Annotated in this window: 13 protein-coding genes and 2 pseudogenes; 4 read left to right on the top strand and 11 right to left on the bottom strand. The window is 64.1% G+C overall.

Translation table 11 applies throughout. From position 1 onward, the window contains the following. Window positions 1–218: 218 nt before the first annotated feature. On the top strand, window positions 219–1,259 hold the full coding sequence (locus JYG34_RS24355) for a threonine aldolase family protein (protein ID WP_213658707.1): 1,041 nt from the start codon (window positions 219–221) through the stop codon (window positions 1,257–1,259). A gap of 92 nt (window positions 1,260–1,351) precedes the next feature. On the opposite strand, the gene JYG34_RS26780 is transcribed toward JYG34_RS24355, so the two are convergent. The 4 genes and pseudogenes from JYG34_RS26780 to JYG34_RS24370 form a co-directional block, all read right to left on the bottom strand. Next, entirely contained in the window at window positions 1,352–2,089 is a 738-nt protein-coding gene (locus JYG34_RS26780; protein WP_434011796.1) for a methyl-accepting chemotaxis protein, read from the bottom strand. A gap of 126 nt (window positions 2,090–2,215) precedes the next feature. Then, a pseudogene (locus tag JYG34_RS26785) lies at window positions 2,216–3,289 on the bottom strand (HAMP domain-containing protein); the annotation flags it as partial. Window positions 3,290–3,420: 131 nt separating this feature from the next. Beyond that, window positions 3,421–3,723: a cell division protein ZapA gene (locus JYG34_RS24365; RefSeq protein WP_011536152.1), complete on the bottom strand. Its 303-nt coding sequence runs from the start codon at window positions 3,721–3,723 to the stop codon at window positions 3,421–3,423. Further along, window positions 3,720–3,950: a hypothetical protein gene (locus tag JYG34_RS24370; protein ID WP_011536153.1), complete on the bottom strand. Its 231-nt coding sequence runs from the start codon at window positions 3,948–3,950 to the stop codon at window positions 3,720–3,722. Before JYG34_RS24370 ends, JYG34_RS24365 begins: the two co-directional genes overlap by 4 nt. Before the next feature lie 291 nt (window positions 3,951–4,241). Between JYG34_RS24370 and JYG34_RS26790 the strand changes: the two are divergent. Together JYG34_RS26790 and JYG34_RS26795 are read left to right on the top strand one after the other, a co-directional pair. Beyond that, window positions 4,242–4,997: pseudogene (locus JYG34_RS26790) on the top strand (MCP four helix bundle domain-containing protein); the annotation flags it as partial. Next, on the top strand, window positions 4,989–5,852 hold the full coding sequence (locus JYG34_RS26795; protein WP_431196970.1) for a methyl-accepting chemotaxis protein: 864 nt from the start codon (window positions 4,989–4,991) through the stop codon (window positions 5,850–5,852). The pseudogene JYG34_RS26790 and the gene JYG34_RS26795, both read left to right, overlap by 9 nt. Before the next feature lie 123 nt (window positions 5,853–5,975). Here JYG34_RS26795 and gbcB read toward each other — a convergent pair whose 3' ends face one another. Then, on the bottom strand, window positions 5,976–7,076 hold the full coding sequence (gbcB, locus tag JYG34_RS24380) for a glycine-betaine demethylase subunit GbcB (protein ID WP_213658710.1): 1,101 nt from the start codon (window positions 7,074–7,076) through the stop codon (window positions 5,976–5,978). A 298-nt stretch (window positions 7,077–7,374) separates the two neighbouring features. Between gbcB and gbcA the strand changes: the two genes are divergently transcribed. Beyond that, window positions 7,375–8,667: a glycine-betaine demethylase subunit GbcA gene (gbcA, locus tag JYG34_RS24385; protein ID WP_011536156.1), complete on the top strand. Its 1,293-nt coding sequence runs from the start codon at window positions 7,375–7,377 to the stop codon at window positions 8,665–8,667. Between the two features lie 817 nt (window positions 8,668–9,484). On the opposite strand, the gene JYG34_RS24390 is transcribed toward gbcA, so the two are convergent. The 6 genes from JYG34_RS24390 to JYG34_RS24415 form a co-directional block, all read right to left on the bottom strand. Then, window positions 9,485–10,255, bottom strand: coding sequence for an electron transfer flavoprotein subunit beta (locus JYG34_RS24390; RefSeq protein ID WP_213658711.1), 771 nt, complete (start codon window positions 10,253–10,255; stop codon window positions 9,485–9,487). 11 nt (window positions 10,256–10,266) lie between these two features. Next, window positions 10,267–11,499 carry an electron transfer flavoprotein subunit alpha/FixB family protein gene (locus JYG34_RS24395; protein ID WP_213658712.1) on the bottom strand — a complete coding sequence of 411 codons (1,233 nt, stop codon included), beginning with the start codon at window positions 11,497–11,499 and terminating at the stop codon, window positions 10,267–10,269. Then, window positions 11,499–13,451 (bottom strand): dimethylglycine demethylation protein DgcB, encoded by a 1,953-nt coding sequence (gene dgcB / locus JYG34_RS24400; protein WP_213658713.1) that lies wholly within the window; start codon window positions 13,449–13,451, stop codon window positions 11,499–11,501. The genes JYG34_RS24395 and dgcB overlap by 1 nt, the downstream gene beginning before the upstream one ends. A gap of 177 nt (window positions 13,452–13,628) precedes the next feature. Then, window positions 13,629–15,689: a dimethylglycine demethylation protein DgcA gene (dgcA, locus tag JYG34_RS24405; protein WP_213658714.1), complete on the bottom strand. Its 2,061-nt coding sequence runs from the start codon at window positions 15,687–15,689 to the stop codon at window positions 13,629–13,631. Window positions 15,690–15,704: 15 nt separating this feature from the next. Next, a complete protein-coding gene (locus JYG34_RS24410) occupies window positions 15,705–16,235 on the bottom strand; it encodes a DUF5943 domain-containing protein (RefSeq protein WP_028688448.1) in 531 nt (176 codons plus the stop codon). A gap of 78 nt (window positions 16,236–16,313) precedes the next feature. Beyond that, window positions 16,314–17,291, bottom strand: a complete 978-nt coding sequence (locus JYG34_RS24415; RefSeq protein ID WP_011536164.1) for a dipeptidase — start codon at window positions 17,289–17,291, stop codon at window positions 16,314–16,316. Window positions 17,292–17,371 lie beyond the last annotated feature (80 nt).

The raw sequence follows: 17,371 nt of genomic DNA on the forward strand, positions 1-17,371 counted from the left end.
TGGCGCGTTTACGACATTCACCTGCAGACTTCGCGAATCCTCTGCAGGAGCGGCTTCAGCCGCGAAAGGGCTGCACCGCAGCCCCCAACGATTCGCGCCTTGCCATGGATCCAGGGGCCGCTTCGCGCCCCTTTCGCGGCTGAAGCCGCTCCTGCATAGGCAACCGCTGAATCGATGGTTTAGAGTGCGTTCCTGCGTCGTACAAAAGGACAGGCGTCATGACCGATAACAACCAACAATTCGCCAGCGACAACTACTCCGGCATCTGCCCCGAAGCCTGGGCGGCCATGGAAAAGGCCAACCACGGCCACCAACGCGCCTACGGCGACGACCAGTGGACCGAACGCGCCTCGGAATACTTCCGCAAGCTGTTCGAGACCGACTGCGAGGTGTTCTTCGCCTTCAACGGCACCGCCGCCAACTCCCTGGCCCTGGCCTCGCTGTGCCAGAGCTACCACAGCGTGATCTGCTCCGAGACCGCCCACGTCGAGACCGACGAATGCGGCGCGCCGGAGTTCTTCTCCAACGGCTCCAAGCTGCTGACCGCCGCCAGCGTCAACGGCAAGCTGACGCCTGATTCGATCCGCGAAGTGGCGCTCAAGCGCCAAGACATCCACTACCCCAAGCCCCGCGTGGTGACCATCACCCAGGCCACCGAAGTGGGCACCGTGTATCGCCCTGAAGAGCTCAAGGCGATCAGCGCAACATGCAAGGAGCTGGGCCTGAACCTGCACATGGATGGCGCGCGCTTCACCAACGCCTGCTCGTTCCTCGGCTGCTCGCCGGCCGAGCTGACCTGGAAGGCCGGCGTCGATGTGCTGTGCTTCGGTGGCACCAAGAACGGCATGGCGGTGGGCGAGGCGATCCTGTTCTTCAACCGCCAGCTGGCCGAGGACTTCGACTACCGCTGCAAGCAGGCCGGGCAACTGGCGTCGAAGATGCGCTTCCTGTCGGCGCCGTGGGTGGGCCTGCTGGAAGATGGCGCCTGGCTGCGCCATGGCAAGCACGCCAACCACTGCGCGCAGTTGCTGGCAACGTTGGTGAGTGACTTGCAGGGGGTGGAACTGATGTTCCCGGTGGAAGCCAACGGGGTGTTCCTGCAGATGCCGGAGCATGCACTGGAGGCCCTGCGCAACAAGGGCTGGCGCTTCTATACCTTCATTGGTAGCGGTGGCGCGCGGTTCATGTGTTCGTGGGATACGCAGGAGTCGCGGGTGCGCGAACTGGCGGCGGACATCCGCGCCATCTTCGGCGCCTGACAGGCCTCATTCGCGGCTAAACCCGCTCCCACAGGGCTCGACGAAACGCCTGTGGGAGCGGGTTTACCCGCGAAGAGGCCAGCACCCTATGCCTAAAGCCTGAACCCACCCATCTGCCGCGCCAGGTCATCGGCCAACCCACGCAACGCCTGGCACTCCTCGCGACACCCCTGCACTTCACTGGCCGTCTGCCGCGCCAGGTCGGAAATCCCCTGCACGTTGCGGTTGATCTCCTCGGTCACCGCCGACTGTTCCTCGGTCGCCGTGGCCACCTGGTGGTTCATGTCGCTGATGCGCTCGACCTGGTCGGTGATCGCCCCCAGCGACGTGCCCGTACGCTGGCTTGCTTCGACACCGCTACCGGTTGCCTGCTGTCCCGCCTGCATCGACGCCACGGCGGTGCCCGCGCCTTGCTTGAGACGGTGGATCATCTGCTGCACCTCGTCGGTGGACACCTGGGTGCGCCGCGCCAGGGTGCGCACCTCATCGGCGACGACAGCGAAGCCACGCCCCATTTCGCCAGCCCGCGCAGCCTCGATGGCGGCATTGAGCGCCAGCAGGTTGGTCTGTTCGGAAATGCTGCGGATCACCGCCAACACCTCATCGATCGAGGCGACTTCGTCGGCCAGTTGCGCGACGGCCTCGGCGGCACGGCCGATCTCGCCGGACATGCCCTCGATACCGTGGATCGAACGACGCACCACCTCCCGCGCCTGCAACGCCTCGTCGCGTGCAGACTGCGAAGCGTGCGCGGCAGCGCCAGCGTTCTGCGCGATGTCCTGCACGGTCAGGCCCATCTCATGCACCGCAGTGGCGACCATCTCGGTCATTTCCTGCTGCCGCCCGGAGCGGTCGGCGGTGTTGTCCACCACCTGGGTCACCTGCTCGACCGACAGGTGCAGGCGCTCGGTGGTGCGCAGCACTTCGCCGATCAGCCCGCGCTGGCTGTCGAGGAAGCGATTGAAGCCCCGGGCCAGGTCGCCCAGTTCGTCCTGGCGCGAGTCGTCCAGGCGATGGCTGAGGTCGCCTCCACCGCTGCCAATCTGCACCAACGCCGCGGTGACCTGACGGATCGGCCGCACCAACCCGCGGGCCAGCAGCACCACCAGCAACAGCGACACCAGCGCGACCGCGCCGCCAATCAGGCTGGTCAGCCAGACGGCATGGCGCATCTGTGCATAGATCTCGGCTTCCGGGACCTCGGCGACCAGGGTCCAGTTCAGGTCGCGCAGGGGCAGGCCCAGTGCCAGATAACGCTCCCCGTCGCGGTCGAAGCGGGTGTTGCGCAGTCCAGCGGCGCCGCTCATCACAGCCTTGGCCGCCTCCGCGTCCAACTGCTCGGCCAACTGACGCTTGCCGCTGAACTGCTGGTCGGGATGGACCTGGATCAAGCCGTCGTTGCGCACCAGGAACACCTTGCCGTGCTCGCCGAAGCTGAAGTCATGGATCAGCTTCGACAGTTCGGTCATGCGCAGGCCCATGCCGGCCACGCCGACCAGTTGGCCAGCCTTCTCCACTCGATAATCGATGAACAGCGCCAACTCGCCCGTGGAGCCATCGATGTCGATGTTGATCAGGCGCTCGGCGCCACTGTCGATGTAACCGTAGAACCACTTGTCCTTGGGGTTGGCGCGGCTGAGGGTGCGGTCCAGCCCCTTCTCGTTGTAGTAGTGGCCGGTGCTGGTGGAGGCGAACAAGGTGGTGAAGGCCTTGTTGCGCTGCTTGGCGGCCTCCAGGTATTCGATGAAGCGCGGCAGCTCGGCGGGATCTTCCCCGGCAGCCAGCCAGTCACGCAGCAGGGTGTTGCCGGCAATGTCCGCCGCCGCCACCAGCGGCTGGCCGAGCATGCGCTCGATGTCATTGCGAATCGCCTCGACGCTGGCCGGCAGCGCCGTGTCGACCAGGTAGCGCTCGGTGAGGCGGTTGACCGCCACCGTATAGATCGCCACCACTACCAGAATGCTCGCCAGCAGGGCGCCGCCCATGCTCGCGATCAGTTGCCACTGGATACTCCGCCGCCAGATACGCATGCCAATCTTCCCCGCCAATTATTGTTTTTGGGAAAGTGTATACACTCAAGTATCCGATCAATCCACCGATATTGAACAATACAAATACCCCCTGTAGGAGCCGGCTCCTACAGGGGTTGCGCATTCTTTTGTTATTGGTCGCCGATGGTTCGGCTGATGGCATCGACGGTGGCGTCGATCTGCGCCTGGGTGCGCTCGAGGGTGCGGTCGTGCTCGCGCTGCAACTCGATCTGCTTGGAGCACAGGTTCAGGGCCGCCAGCACCAGCAGCTTGTCGCCGATCAGGGTCGGGAACTGGCGCTTGGTCTCGGCCAGCGCGACATTGAGCATGCGCACGGCCTGGTTCAGGGTGTCTTCCTGGCCCTCGGGGGCCTTCAGCGAATAGTCGTTGCCGAGGATCGACACGACATTGATCGGCTGTTCTGGCCGTCTCATGCGTTCACGACACCCGCGCTGGCGCGCTCGACCAGGGCCTGGATGCGGGCGGCGGTGGCGCCGTGCTTCTCTTCCTGTTCCATCAGCGACAACTGCAGGCTGTCGTTCTCTTCCTTGGCCTGGGCCAGTTCCTGGCTGAGGCTGGCGTTCTGCTCGGCCAGTTGCGCGTTCTTGTGCATCAGGTCGCTGACCAGTTGCTCGAGTTGATTCAGGGAAGTTTCCAACATGCGTCTATCTCGGGTTGTTGCAAAGGGCGCACACGATAAGGAAAAACCTGCGCCCCCGCCATTAAATATCGGATTCAAAAGGTTTTTGCCTGGGGAGGTTGACCGGATATCGCCCCCCTTGTTCCAACCTGCGGCAACCGCTGGTCAGGAAGTTCGTTAGCGACTTCACACTTTCACCATCGGCCACTCAAGACTGGCCGGTCACGACCGATAGGCAGGTAGGTCTTTTTCCGTCGCATGGATCGCGGCCCCCTCACTGCCTTGGATACCGCCTCCATGTCCCTACGCAACATGAACATCGCCCCGCGTGCGCTGCTCGGGTTTTCGGTCATCGGCCTGCTGATGCTCGGCCTGGGTGTGTTCTCCCTGATCCAGATGGGCAACATCCGCCAGGCCGGCGTGACCATCGAAGAAGTCAGCGTGCCCAGCATCAAGACCCTCGATGAGCTGACCGCGCTGAACCTGCGCCTGCGCACCCTCTCCTACCGCCTGCTGCTCAACCGCGAGCCCGCCACCCAGCAGGAGACGCTGCGCCTGCTGGACGAACGCAACGCCCAGATCGACAAGGCCCGCCGTGCCTACGAGCCGCTGATCAGCGCCGCCGACGAACAGTCCGCCTACGACCAGTACAGCCAGTTGCTGAACCAGTACCGCCAGCTCGAGGCGCGTATGCGCACCCTGGGCCAGGCCGGCGACCTCGACGCCCTGCGCGACCTGCTCAACCGTGAGCTGCTGGACAACTCCGAGCAGATCAACAAGGTCATGGACACCCTGGTACGTATCAACACCGACCAGACCAGCGCCACCAATGAAGCCGCCGCCAGCCAGTACAGCGGCGCCTTCGGCCTGGTGATCAGCCTGCTGGTGGCCGCCACCGTGCTGACCCTGCTGTTCGCCTTCCTGCTCACCCGCAGCATCGTCAAGCCCATCGACGAAGCGCTGAAATCCGCCGAGCAGATCGCCGAGGGAGACCTCACCCACCACATCGACGCCGAAGGCACCGACGAGGCCGCGCGCCTGTTGAAAGCCATGGCCAAGATGCAGGACAAGCTGCGCGACACCCTGCAGTTGATCGCCGGTTCCGCCACCCAACTGGCCTCGGCCGCCGAGGAGCTCAACAGCGTCACCGACGAGAGCGCCCGTGGCCTGCAGCAGCAGAACAACGAGATCGAGCAGGCCGCCACCGCCGTCACCGAAATGACCAGCGCGGTCGAGGAAGTGGCGCGCAACGCGGTGAGCACCTCGGAGGCCTCCAGCGAAGCCAGCCGTTCGGCCGGCGATGGTCGTGACCTGGTGATGGAGACCGTGGGCGCCATCGAGCGCATGAGCGGCGACGTGCAGGCCACCGCCAAGCTGATCACCCACCTGGCCGAGCAATCGCGCGATATCGGCAAGGTGCTCGACGTGATCCGTGGCCTGGCCGACCAGACCAACCTGCTGGCGCTCAACGCTGCCATCGAAGCCGCCCGCGCCGGTGAAGCCGGCCGTGGCTTCGCCGTGGTCGCCGACGAGGTACGCGCCCTGGCGCATCGCACCCAGCAGTCCACCAGCGAGATCGAGCGGATGATCGGCAGCATCCAGGGTGGTACCGAGCAGGCCGTGGACTCGATGCGCACCAGCACCGAGCGCGCCGAGTCGACCCTGAACATCGCCCGTGGCGCGGGCCTTGCGCTGGATACCATTGCCGGGGCGGTGGCGCAGATCAACGAGCGCAACCTGGTGATCGCCAGCGCCGCCGAGGAGCAGGCCCAGGTCGCCCGCGAGGTGGACCGCAACCTGGTGAACATCAACGACCTGTCGGTGCAGAGCGCCACCGGGGCGAACCAGACCAGCGCGGCGAGCGCCGAGCTGTCGCGCCTGGCGGTGGACCTGAGCGGGCTGGTGGCCCGGTTCCGTACCTGAAAAAGCCGGGGCCGCTTTGCGGCCCTTTCGCGGCACAAGGCCGCACCTACAGGAAAACGCGTAACCCTGTAGGAGCGGCCTTGTGCCGCGATGGGCTGCGCAGCAGCCCCATGCACTCTCGGATCAGTACTCGATCCGCACATCCCCCTTCGGTACGCTGCAGCACGACAGGATGTAGCCCTCGGCCTCATCCTCTTCAGTGATCCCGCCGTTGTGCTCCATCTCCACTTCGCCACCCAGCTTGAGCACCTTGCAGGTGCCGCAGATCCCCATCCCGCAGGCCTTGGGAATCATCAGCCCGACCTTGGCCGCCGCCGCGTGCACGGTCTCGCCCGGGGCCACGCGGATGCTCTTGTCGCTGCCGACGAACTCCACCAGGTTGAGGTCGGCCACATCCACTTCCGGTGCATCGGCGGCCTGCTCGGCGTGCTCGACCGCATCGGCCTTGGCCTCTGGCGGCGTCGCGCCGAACGATTCCTCGTGGTAATTCTTCATGTCGAAACCGACGGCTTCGAGCATGCGCTTGACCGCGCTCATATAGGGCGTCGGGCCGCAGCAGAAGATGGTGCGTTCGAGGTAGTCCGGGGCGATCAGCTCCATCAACCGCTGGTTCAGGTAGCCGCGATAGCCCGCCCACGGCTCGCCCAGCCCGTGCTTCTCGCAAATGATGTGCAGGCTGAAGTTGGGGATGCGCGAGGCCATCTGCTCCAGCTCGCGGTGGTAGATGATGTCCTTCGGTGAACGGGCACTGTGCACGAACACCATGTCGACATTGGCGTTGGTGTCGTAGAACCAGCGCGCCATGGACATCACCGGGGTGATGCCGACACCGCCGGAGAGGTAGAGCACCTTGCCCGCCGGGTAGTCGATGGCGTTGAACAGCCCCACCGGCCCGTGCACCGGCAGCTCTGCGCCTTCGTGCATGGTGTCGTGGAGGAAGTTCGACACCAGCCCGCCCGGCACGCGCTTGACGGTGATGGAGAAGCTGTAGGGCACCGACGGCGAACTGGAGATGGTGTACGAGCGCATCACCGGCTTGCCTTCGATCTCCAGTTCAAGAGTGACGAACTGCCCGGGCTTGAAGAAGAACATGATCGGCTGGTCGGCCATGAAGCAGAAGGTGCGCACGTCCCAGGTCTCCTGGATGACCTTGACGCAGCGCACGATGTGGCGGCCATTGGCCCAGGTCTGGGTGGTGACCGGATTGAGGAAGGTATCGGACATGTTCATCTCCAGCAGCCGACTGTCGGCCTTTCTTATGGCTCCGATAATGCGCAAGCCTGGGGCTGTGTACATTCCCATCCGCGACATCGGCGTGCTTATCGCGACCAGCCCCGCGCTACAAGGGTTGGCGCGTCGGAATTCGATTCGGCCATGTCGCCCGTGGACATGGCCGTTTCCCGGCTCGAACGCACACTCCGGCAAAAGAACAGGTTGTTTATCCACAGCAGCCTTGCGGCATAAAAACAACGAAACGATTAGCCACCTTTCGCCGGCCGACCACGGCCCTGAGGACCACACGATGGACGTCACCGCAACCCTGAGCCTGGGCGATCCACTGGAACCTGCACGCAAGGCCACCGCCGAGATGCTGCAGACCCGCGAGCGCACCTACTCGCTGCCGCAACCGTTCTACAGCGACGAACGCCTGTTCCAGATCGACATGCAGGAGATCTTCCACAAGGAGTGGCTGATCGCCGGCCTGGTATGCGAGATCCCGGCCAAGGGCAACTACATCACCCTGCAGATCGGCAAGAACCCGATCATCGTGGTGCGTGGCGCGGAAGGTAAGGTGCATGCCTTCCACAACGTCTGCCGCCACCGCGGCTCGCGCCTGTGCGTCAGTGAAAAGGGCAAGGTGGCCAAACTGGTGTGCCCGTACCACCAGTGGACCTACGAGCTCGACGGCCGCCTGCTGTTCGCCGGCACCGAGATGGGCGCCGACTTCGACATGAACCAGTACGGCCTCAAGCCTGTGAACGTGAAGGTGGCCGGTGGCTACATCTTCATCAGCCTGGCCGAGAACCCGCCGGCCATCGACGAGTTCCTGGCAACGCTCGACCACTACATGGAACCGTACGACATGGAGAACACCAAGGTGGCGGTGCAGACCACCTTGATGGAAAAGGCCAACTGGAAGCTGGTGCTGGAGAACAACCGCGAGTGCTACCACTGCAACGGCTCGCACCCCGAGCTGCTGAAGACGCTGCTGGAGTGGGACGACACCAACGACCCCCGCGCCAGCCAGGAGTTCAAGGACCACGTGGCCGCCTCCGCCGCCGCCTGGGAAGCCGAGAAGATCCCGTACCTGCACAAGAGCCACGGCCTGCGTAACCGCATCGTGCGCATGCCGCTGCTCAAGGGCACGGTGTCGATGACCATGGACGGCAAGCAGGCCTGCCAGAAGCTGATGGGCCGCATCAAGAACCCGGACCTGGGCTCGATGCGCATCCTGCACCTGCCGCATTCGTGGAACCACTGCATGGGCGACCACATGATCGTGTTCACCGTGTGGCCGATCAGCGCGCAGGAGACCATGGTCACCACCAAGTGGCTGGTGCACAAGGATGCGGTGGAGGGGGTCGACTACAACCCCGAGGACATGCGCAAGGTCTGGGACGCGACCAACGACCAGGACCGCCGCCTGGCCGAAGAGAACCAGCGCGGGATCAACTCCACGGCTTACCAGCCAGGGCCCTATTCGAAGACCTATGAATTCGGCGTGGTGAACTTCATCGACTGGTACAGCCAGCGTTTGTTGAACAATCTTGGCGCCGAGCCTGCGTCCTACCTCAAGGAGATCAAGGCGCAATAATCTGTAAACACTCCCCATCCCGTAGGAGCCAGCCTGCTGGCTCCTACACGGGTTGCGCTGCCTACGTTACATCCAGCCTCAATGTCGCGCCGCCCCCAGATAGTCCGATATCCAGACGCTCCCCTGCGCAGAGGAGATCACGGATGACAATCGCCCGCCCATGCCCACCGCTTGAGAACTACCCGCTATAGCGTTCGCAACGCAGCTTGCGCAACTATCCACACGGGGACGCGGTGTGGCTCTGATCAAAAAACGTTCAAAATCTTGCAGCCCACGTCCCTCAAGGCGCGCAGATACCCACCAACACTTTATCCACAGCGCGACCAACAGCAACTGTGGAAACTCTTCGGAAAACTGCAAGCACTAAACTGATCAAATTTCGATCAATTTTGTGTAAGCCAATGAATTCAATGGTTCCAGAGTTATCCAAACAACTTGTCCACACCTTCGCCAACAGACTTTGTGAGCAAAACGGTCCCTGTGTGAAAATCTACTGTGGATAACGCCACAACCCCCTGAAAATACTGATTTCCAGGCAGAACGAAGGCCTACTGATCACTTTTTGACCAAAACTGTCAAAGCCAATGAAATCAATGCCTGTAGCGCACACCAAACATATTATCCACAGACCAGCCAACAGCCATTGTGGGCAATATTCACTCTCCACCCCAGCGCAGAAACGAAAAAGCCACGAACGGGTCGTGGCTTTAACTGATCAAAAATCGACCAACACCTTGTAAGCCCTATGAACAAAGGCCTGCAGCAATACGCAAACACTTTATCCACAGACCCCCCAACAGATTTTGGGTACAACAGGTCAGCGCAGCACCCCCTCCTCCACCAGCAGTTTGAGGATGGCCTCAGCCCCTTCCTGTGGAGAAACATCCTTGAGCACCTTGCCGCCTCCACCACTGGCCTTGGCCGTGGCAGCCTTCATGCGGTCGGCGCCACTCTTGGCCTTGATCACCTTGAGCCGTTTCGGCCGTGGACGAGCGGGTTGCAGGGCATCTTCGCCCAGCACCGGGTCCTCCACCACCGTCACGTTGCGCGCCGCCAACACACCTCGACGCGCCGGGCCAAAAGCACTCTGGCGTGGTTTGGGCGCGGCGTTATCCACAGTCGCCAGCAACGGCAGGCGCACTTTCAAGCGACGCCGCTGACCCCGGGGCAAGGCCTGCAGCACCTGCGCGGTGCCGTTCTCGATGGATTCCACCTCGGCCAGCCCGACCACCAACGGCCAACCCAGCTTCTCGGCCAGCAGGAACGGCAGCATGCCCGAACCTTCACCCGTCTCGGCCTGGCTGCCTGCCAGCACCAGCTGGGCGCCGGCATCACGCAGGTAGTCGCCCAGCACGCCGAGCACATCGGCGCCGGCAGGCTGCTCCAGGACATCCAGATGCGCCAGGCCCATGCCCAGGTATGCACGCAGGGCCTCTTCACGCGGATCGCCGGCATGTACTACCAGCAAGTTATCCCCAGCCAGCTGCAAACCCAGTTCCACGGCGCGCGCGTCCTGCTCAGCGCGGCGGGCGCGGCCGGAGCTGGGGTGGGCGCCGATCGAGACCAGGCTGATGACTTTCGTACTCATGCTCGCTGCCCCTATGCCGCGTCGCGCTGGCCGCCGCTGCGGTAGTTATCCACAGCGTCGATCAATGCCTGAAGAATTGCCGAGCTGTCGCCGATCACCGACAGGTCGGCCCGCTTGATCATGTCGCAACCCGGGTCCATGTTGATCGCCACCACCTTGTCGCAGGCGCCGATGCCCTGCAGGTGCTGGATGGCGCCGGAGATACCCACAGCCACGTACACCCGCGCCGTGACCCAGGTTCCGGTGGCTCCGACCTGGCGATTGCGCGGCATGAAGCCGTCATCCACCGCTACCCGCGAGGCGCCTTCGGTGGCGCCGAGCGCCGCCGTGGCCTTGTGGTACAGGTCCCAGTCCTTGACGCCGTTGCCACCCGAGACAATGAACTCGGCCTCGGCCATGGCGATGGCGGCCGGGTCCACGGCCACCGAACCAAGGTCCTCGATGCGCGACAGGCTGCGCGCCACACCTGTGGACAACTCCACGGGCAGCGCTTCGTGGCGGGTTTCGCTAACCGGTTCGGCGCATTCGGTGGCGCCCAGGATCAACCGTGGCAGATCGCGTTGAATATCTTGCTGACCGGCCCCGGCACGGCCGATGCACTGGCCATCCTTGACCTGCCACACCCGCGTCGCCGGGCGCTCGCCCAGGGCCGCGGCGAAACGCCGGCCCAGTTCGCCGCCACCGCTGCGGCTGTCGGGTAGCAGCCAGTGGCGTGGGGAGAACTGGTTATCCACAGCGCGCAGGCCCTGCACCAGCTGCTCCGGTGCATACCCCTCGAACGCCTCGCCCTCGATGACCAGCAAACGGTCGACGCCGGCTGTGGAAAAGTTGTTTTCCTTATGTTCGCCAAAGACGATGGCCAGCACCGCGCCGTGGCTGCCGGCCAAACTGTGGGCCAGGCCGAGCAGGTCGCGGTCGTGGCTGCCCAGGCGGCCGCCGACCATGTCCGGCACCACGGCGATGTAGAAGGCAGGCTCCGCCACCTGGTGCAGCGGCAACTGCACCTCGGCGGCAGCCGTGCGCCGCCCTCCCACGCCGGTGCCCTGCTGGGCGCCGCTGCGGTCGATGCGCTTGAGACCGTTGGGGCCGATGAAACCGGCGGCGATCGCGTGCGGGTTCTTGCGGATGACGCCATTGGGGCCCATCCAGCTGGTCTGTTGCGTCTGCATCGCCGCATGCAAAGGGTGCAGGCGGTTACGGGCGATCCACTCGGCGCGTGGGTCGCGGCGGATGATGTCGCTCATCAATGCACCTCCGCAGGTTCACGTTTTGCGGCCTGCGCCTTGGCGGTTGCAGGCGCGTCTTCTTCGATCAGCACGTCGGCCACCAGCTCGGCGATATCCTTGATCTGTGGGCGCGGTTCGACCACGCCCTCGAGCATCGCCGTGCACTGTGGACACCCCACCGCCACCAGCTCTGCCTGGGTCTCGCGGATATCGTCCATGCGCATGTCGGGAATGCGCTGCTTGCCGGGAATATCGGTGATCGGCGCACCGCCGCCGCCACCGCAGCAACGGGAGCGGAAGCCCGAACGTTGCATTTCGCGCACTTCGATGCCCAATGCCCTGAGCACGTCGCGCGGGGCTTCGTACTCGCCGTTGTAGCGGCCCAGGTAGCAAGGGTCGTGATAGGTGACACTGCCGCCCTTGTGCTGCCCGAGGTTGAGTTTGCTCGCGGCGATCAGTTCGGCGATGTAGGTGCTGTGGTGCTGCACCTGGTACTCGCCGCCCAACGCGCCGTACTCGTTCTTCAGCACATGGAAACTGTGCGGGTCGCAGGTGACGATGCGCTGGAACCGGTACTTGGCCAGGGTCTGGATATTGCGTTTGGCCAGTTGCTGGAAGGTCGCCTCGTCGCCCAGGCGCCGGGCCACGTCGCCACTGTCGCGCTCTTCCAGGCCGAGCACGGCGAAGTCCACGCCCGAGGCCTTGAGCACTTTGACGAACGCACGCAGGGTGCGCTGGTTGCGCATGTCGAAGGCGCCGTCGCCGACCCAGAACAGCACGTCGGTGCGCTTCACGTCGGACAACAGTTTCAGGTTGAGGTCGGCAGCCCAGTTCATCCGACCGCCAGGGGCGAAGCCGCCAGGGTTGTCAGTGGCGATCAGGTTGTCCAGCACCTCGGCGCCCTTGTTCGGGGTGGCGCCCTTCTCCAGGGTCAGGTGGCGGCGCATGTCGACGATCGCGTCGACGTGCTCGATCATCATCGGGCACTCCTCCACGCAAGCGCGGCAGGTGGTGCACGACCACAGCGTCTCGGCGTCGACCAGGCCGTTGACGATCGGCTGGTGCGGGTGGCCGCCATGCTCACCGACCGGCTTGCCCGGATAAGGGCTGCCAGCGAACTGCGCATCGGTGCCACCGGCCAGGCCGATGACCATGTCCTGGATGAGCTTCTTCGGGTTCAACGGCTGGCCGGCGGCGAACGCCGGGCACATGGCCTCGCACTTGCCGCACTGCACGCAGGCGTCGAAACCGAGCAGTTGGTTCCAGGTGAAATCGACCGGTTTTTCCACACCCAACGGCGCATTCGGGTCTTCCAGGTCCAGCGGCTTGAGGCCGGTGGACCGACCGCCGCCGAAGCGCTCGGCGCGGCGGTGCCAGGCCAGGTGCAGGGCGCCGGCGAAGGCGTGCTTCATCGGGCCGCCCCAGGTCATGCCGAAGAACAGCTCGGACACGCCCCAGAACACGCCAATCCCCAGCACAACGACGAGCACCCAGCCACCCGTACCCTCCGGCAGGATGCCGGCCACCGGCAACGTGGCGATGAAGAAGCTCGCCGCGAACATCAGCAGGCTCTTGGGCAAGCGCATCCAAGGGCCCTTTGACAGGCGCGACGGCGGGTTCAGGCGGCGTTTGAAGACGAAGATCGCACCGGTGAACATGATCACCGTGGCCACCAGCAAGGCGTAGCCGAGAATCTTGCTGTGCAGGCCGAAACCATGCACCAGAATCGCCAGCACGGCCGACAACACGAAGCCGCCTGCGGTGGCCACGTGGGTCTTGGACATGTACTTGTCGCGCTCGACCACATGGTGCAGGTCCACCAGGTAGCGCCGCGGCATGGCCAGCAGGCCTTTGATCAGGTCGACCTTGCTCGGCCGCCCGCGCCGCCACATGCGCACCCGGCGCAGGGCACCGAGCACCGCCAGGGCCAGCGCGGTGAACAGCAGGATGGGTAGAAGGGTGTTCAACATGGGAGGCTCCCACAACAGCTGGATTCTTGCGCCGCTCCCAAGAGCGGCGCGGAGCCCTGTAGGAGCGGATTCATCCGCGATGGCGTCGGCAGCGACAACACATCCGCCTGAGCCGGCCTCATCGCGGATGAATCCGCTCCTACAGGGGGGCCAATCCCGCCTCTAGAGGCGGTGCGATCAGAAGTCCTTGCACAACCGCAAGGCGTCGTAGATCGCCGCATGCACGTTGCGCTGGGCCACGCAGTCGCCGATGCGGTACAGCAGGTAGCCCTCGCCCGGCTGGCCGAGGATCGGCTGCGGCTTGATGGCGAACAGCGCCTCCACGTCGATCTGGCCCTTGTTGCGCGAACCGTCCTTGAGGGCGTAGTACAGCTGCTCGTCAGGACGCACGCCGTTCTCCACCACCACCTGGTCGACCACGCGCTCTTCCTTCGCGCCGGTGTATTCGTTCTCCAGCACCGCCACCAGCTTGTCGCCTTCGCGGTAGACCTTTTCCAGCATCATGTCGCCGGTCATGATCACTTCTTTCGGGTACATGCTGCGGTAGTAGGTGGGGAAGGTCGTGCCGCCCATGGCCACGCCCGGTTTGATGTCATCGGTGACGATCTCGACCTGGCTGCCCTTGTCGGCGATGAAGTCAGCTACCGACATGCCGGTGAATTCACAGATGGTGTCGTACACCAGCACGTTCTTGCCCGGCGCGACCTTGCCGTCGAGCACGTCCCAGCTGCTGACCACCAGCCCTTCGGCGGCGCCCCAGTGCTCGTTCTGCTCGAGGAACGAATGCCCACCCACGGCCAGCACGATGATGTCCGGACGCAGGTCCTGGATGGTCGCCACATCAGCGGCGGTGCCCAGGCGCAGGTCGATCTTCAGGCGGGCGAACTCCAGCTGGTACCAACGGGTGATGCCGGCGATCTGGTCGCGCTGGGGTGCCTTGGCGGCAATGGTGATCTGCCCGCCAATCTGTTCCTTCTTCTCGAACACGGTCACGTCGTGGCCACGCTCGGCGGCCACCCGCGCCGCTTCCATGCCGGCAGGGCCGGCACCGACGATCACCACCTTGCGTTTCGGCCCGGTGGATTTCTCGATGATGTGCGGCACGCCCATGTATTCACGGGAGGTCGCGGCGTTCTGGATGCACAGCACGTCCAGGCCCTGGTACTGACGGTCGATGCAGTAGTTGGCGCCCACGCACTGCTTGATCTGGTCCACCTGGCCCATCTTGATCTTGGCGATCAGGTGCGGGTCGGCGATGTGGGCGCGGGTCATGCCCACCATGTCCACGTAGCCGCCCTCGAGAATACGCGTGGCCTGGTTCGGGTCCTTGATGTTCTGCGCGTGCAGCACCGGGACCTTGACCACTTCCTTGATGCCCGCCGCCAGGTGCAGGAACGGCTCCGGCGGGTAGCTCATGTTGGGGATGACGTTGGCCAGGGTGTTGTGGGTGTCGCAGCCCGAGCCGACCACGCCGATGAAATCGAGCATGCCGGTGGCGTCGTAGTAGGCGGCGATCTGTTTCATGTCCTCGTGGCTGAGGCCATCGGGGTGGAATTCGTCGCCGCAGATGCGCATGCCCACGCAGAAGTCGTCGCCGACTTCCTTGCGCACCGCCTTGAGCACTTCCAGGCCGAACTTCATGCGGCCTTCGAAGGTGCCGCCCCACTCGTCGGTACGCTTGTTGACCCGCGGGCTCCAGAACTGGTCGATCATGTGCTGGTGCACGGCCGACAGTTCGACGCCGTCCAGGCCGCCCTCCTTCGCCCGGCGCGCCGCTTGCGCGTAGTTGCCGATCACCCGCCAGATCTCTTCCGGCTCGATGGTCTTGCAGGTGGCGCGGTGCACCGGTTCGCGAATACCCGACGGCGACATCAGCGTCGGCCAGTTGAAGCCGTCCCAGCGCGAGCGACGGCCCATGTGGGTAATCTGGATCATGATCTTGGCGCCATGCTTGTGCATGGCGTCGGCGAGGTTCTGGAAGTGCGGGATGATGCGGTCGGTGGACAGGTTGACCGACGACCACCACTCCTGCGGGCTGTCGATGGCCACCACCGACGAGCCGCCGCAGATCGCCAGGCCGATGCCGCCCTTGGCCTTCTCTTCGTAGTACTTCACGTAGCGGTCGGTGGTCATGCCGCCGTCAGTGGCGTAGACCTCGGCGTGCGCGGTGCTCAGCACGCGGTTGCGGATGGTCAGTTTGCCGATCTGGATCGGCTGGAACATTGCTTCGAATGCCATGACGCTGTCTCCGGCTTACAACGGCTTCGTAACGAACAGGCCATCTTCGTGGCCTTCTTCCGACCCGCCGTAGACCTGTTCGGCCACGGTGCGGATCGAGCTGCCGCGGGCAGCGAGAATCTGGTCCATGGCCCCGGCGAACCAGCCGGTGAACATGTAGTCGACCTTGCGGCCGCACTTGCCATAGACGTACACGAATGCGGAGTGCTTGAGCTTGACGCTGCAGGTGCCCTTGTCGAGGTCGATGTCCTGGATCTGGAACAGGCCCCAGCCACGCTGCGACAGGCGTTTCATGTAGTGCTCGAACACCGCCACGCCTTCCAGGCCATGGCACTCGGCTTCTTTCTCGCACCAGTGCCAGGCGGACTTGTAGCCGGCCTTGTAGAGAATTTCGGCGTACTTGTCGGCGCCCAGCACTTCCTCGATGCCCATGTGGTTGTTGACGAAGAAATGCCGCGGCACGTACAGCATCGGCAGGGCGTCGCTGGTCCAGACACCGGTCTCGCTGTCGACTTCGATTGGCAATTGCGGGGCGATCTTGGCCATGGAAACTCAACTCCATACAAATTTTTATTGGTGTGCCCCGGCGTTGCTGGCAGGGGCTTTCAGGCTCGGAGTGCGGCTTTACTCGCCCCACACATCCTTGAGGACATTGACCCAGTTTTCGCCCATGATCTTGCGCACCACGCGCTCGGAATGGCCGCGCTTGAGCAGGGTCTCGGTGAGGTTGGGGAACTCGCCGACAGTGCGGATGCCCAGCGGGTTGATGATCTTGCCGAAGTTGGTCAGGCGCCGGGCGTAGCCCTTGTCGTGGGTGAGGTATTCGAAGAAGTCCTGGCCATGGCCCTGGGTGAAGTCGGTGCCGATGCCGATGGCGTCTTCACCGACGATGTTCATGGTGTACTCGATGGCTTCGGCGTAGTCGTCGATGGTCGAGTCGATGCCCTTGGCCAGGAATGGCGCGAACATGGTTACACCCACGAAGCCGCCGTGGTCGGCGATGAACTTCAGCTCTGCGTCGGACTTGTTGCGCGGGTGTTCCTTAAGCCCGGAAGGCAGGCAGTGGGAGTAGCAGACCGGCTTCTTCGACTCGAGGATGACTTCTTCGGAAGTCTTGGAGCCCACGTGCGAGAGGTCGCACATGATGCCCACGCGGTTCATCTCGGCGACGATCTCGCGGCCGAAGCCCGACAGGCCGCCGTCACGCTCGTAGCAACCGGTGCCCACCAGGTTCTGGGTGTTGTAGCACATCTGCACGATGCCCACGCCGAGCTGCTTGAACACGTCGACGTAGGCGATCTGGTCCTCGAACGCATGGGCGTTCTGGAAGCCGAAGAGGATGCCGGTCTTGCCCAGCTCCTTGGCCTTGCGGATGTCGGCGGTGGTGCGCACCGGCATCACCAGGTCGCTGTTCTCGCGGATCAGTTTCTGGCTGGACGCGATGTTGTCGACGGTGGCCTTGAAGCCCTCCCACACCGACACCGTGCAGTTGGCCGCGGTCAGCCCGCCCTTGCGCATGTCCTCGAACAGCTCGCGGTTCCATTTGGCAATGATCAGGCCGTCGATGACGATGCTGTCGGCGTGAAGTTCGGCTGGGCTCATCAGGCTGTCCCCTTTTATCGAGTGTGACCGCGCCGAATCCTGTGCCGGCGCTTTGGGGCCAGCATATGCCTGCGGCTGGA

Origin of the sequence: Pseudomonas entomophila, from assembly GCF_018417595.1 — a bacterium.
In the GTDB taxonomy this organism is placed as follows: Bacteria; Pseudomonadota; Gammaproteobacteria; order Pseudomonadales; family Pseudomonadaceae; genus Aquipseudomonas; species Aquipseudomonas entomophila_C.

Excerpts from the sequence above, each read along its gene's own strand:
- JYG34_RS24355 (WP_213658707.1), top strand. The coding sequence starts at position 219 with ATGACCGATAACAACCAACAATTCGCCAGCGACAACTACTCCGGCATC.
- JYG34_RS26780 (WP_434011796.1), bottom strand. The coding sequence starts at position 2,089 with ATGACCGAGATGGTCGCCACTGCGGTGCATGAGATGGGCCTGACCGTG.
- JYG34_RS24365 (WP_011536152.1), bottom strand. The coding sequence starts at position 3,723 with ATGAGACGGCCAGAACAGCCGATCAATGTCGTGTCGATCCTCGGCAAC.
- JYG34_RS24370 (WP_011536153.1), bottom strand. The coding sequence starts at position 3,950 with ATGTTGGAAACTTCCCTGAATCAACTCGAGCAACTGGTCAGCGACCTG.
- JYG34_RS26795 (WP_431196970.1), top strand. The coding sequence starts at position 4,989 with ATGCAGGACAAGCTGCGCGACACCCTGCAGTTGATCGCCGGTTCCGCC.
- gbcB (WP_213658710.1), bottom strand. The coding sequence starts at position 7,076 with ATGTCCGATACCTTCCTCAATCCGGTCACCACCCAGACCTGGGCCAAT.
- gbcA (WP_011536156.1), top strand. The coding sequence starts at position 7,375 with ATGGACGTCACCGCAACCCTGAGCCTGGGCGATCCACTGGAACCTGCA.
- JYG34_RS24390 (WP_213658711.1), bottom strand. The coding sequence starts at position 10,255 with ATGAGTACGAAAGTCATCAGCCTGGTCTCGATCGGCGCCCACCCCAGC.
- JYG34_RS24395 (WP_213658712.1), bottom strand. The coding sequence starts at position 11,499 with ATGAGCGACATCATCCGCCGCGACCCACGCGCCGAGTGGATCGCCCGT.
- dgcB (WP_213658713.1), bottom strand. The coding sequence starts at position 13,451 with ATGTTGAACACCCTTCTACCCATCCTGCTGTTCACCGCGCTGGCCCTG.
- dgcA (WP_213658714.1), bottom strand. The coding sequence starts at position 15,689 with ATGGCATTCGAAGCAATGTTCCAGCCGATCCAGATCGGCAAACTGACC.
- JYG34_RS24410 (WP_028688448.1), bottom strand. The coding sequence starts at position 16,235 with ATGGCCAAGATCGCCCCGCAATTGCCAATCGAAGTCGACAGCGAGACC.
- JYG34_RS24415 (WP_011536164.1), bottom strand. The coding sequence starts at position 17,291 with ATGAGCCCAGCCGAACTTCACGCCGACAGCATCGTCATCGACGGCCTG.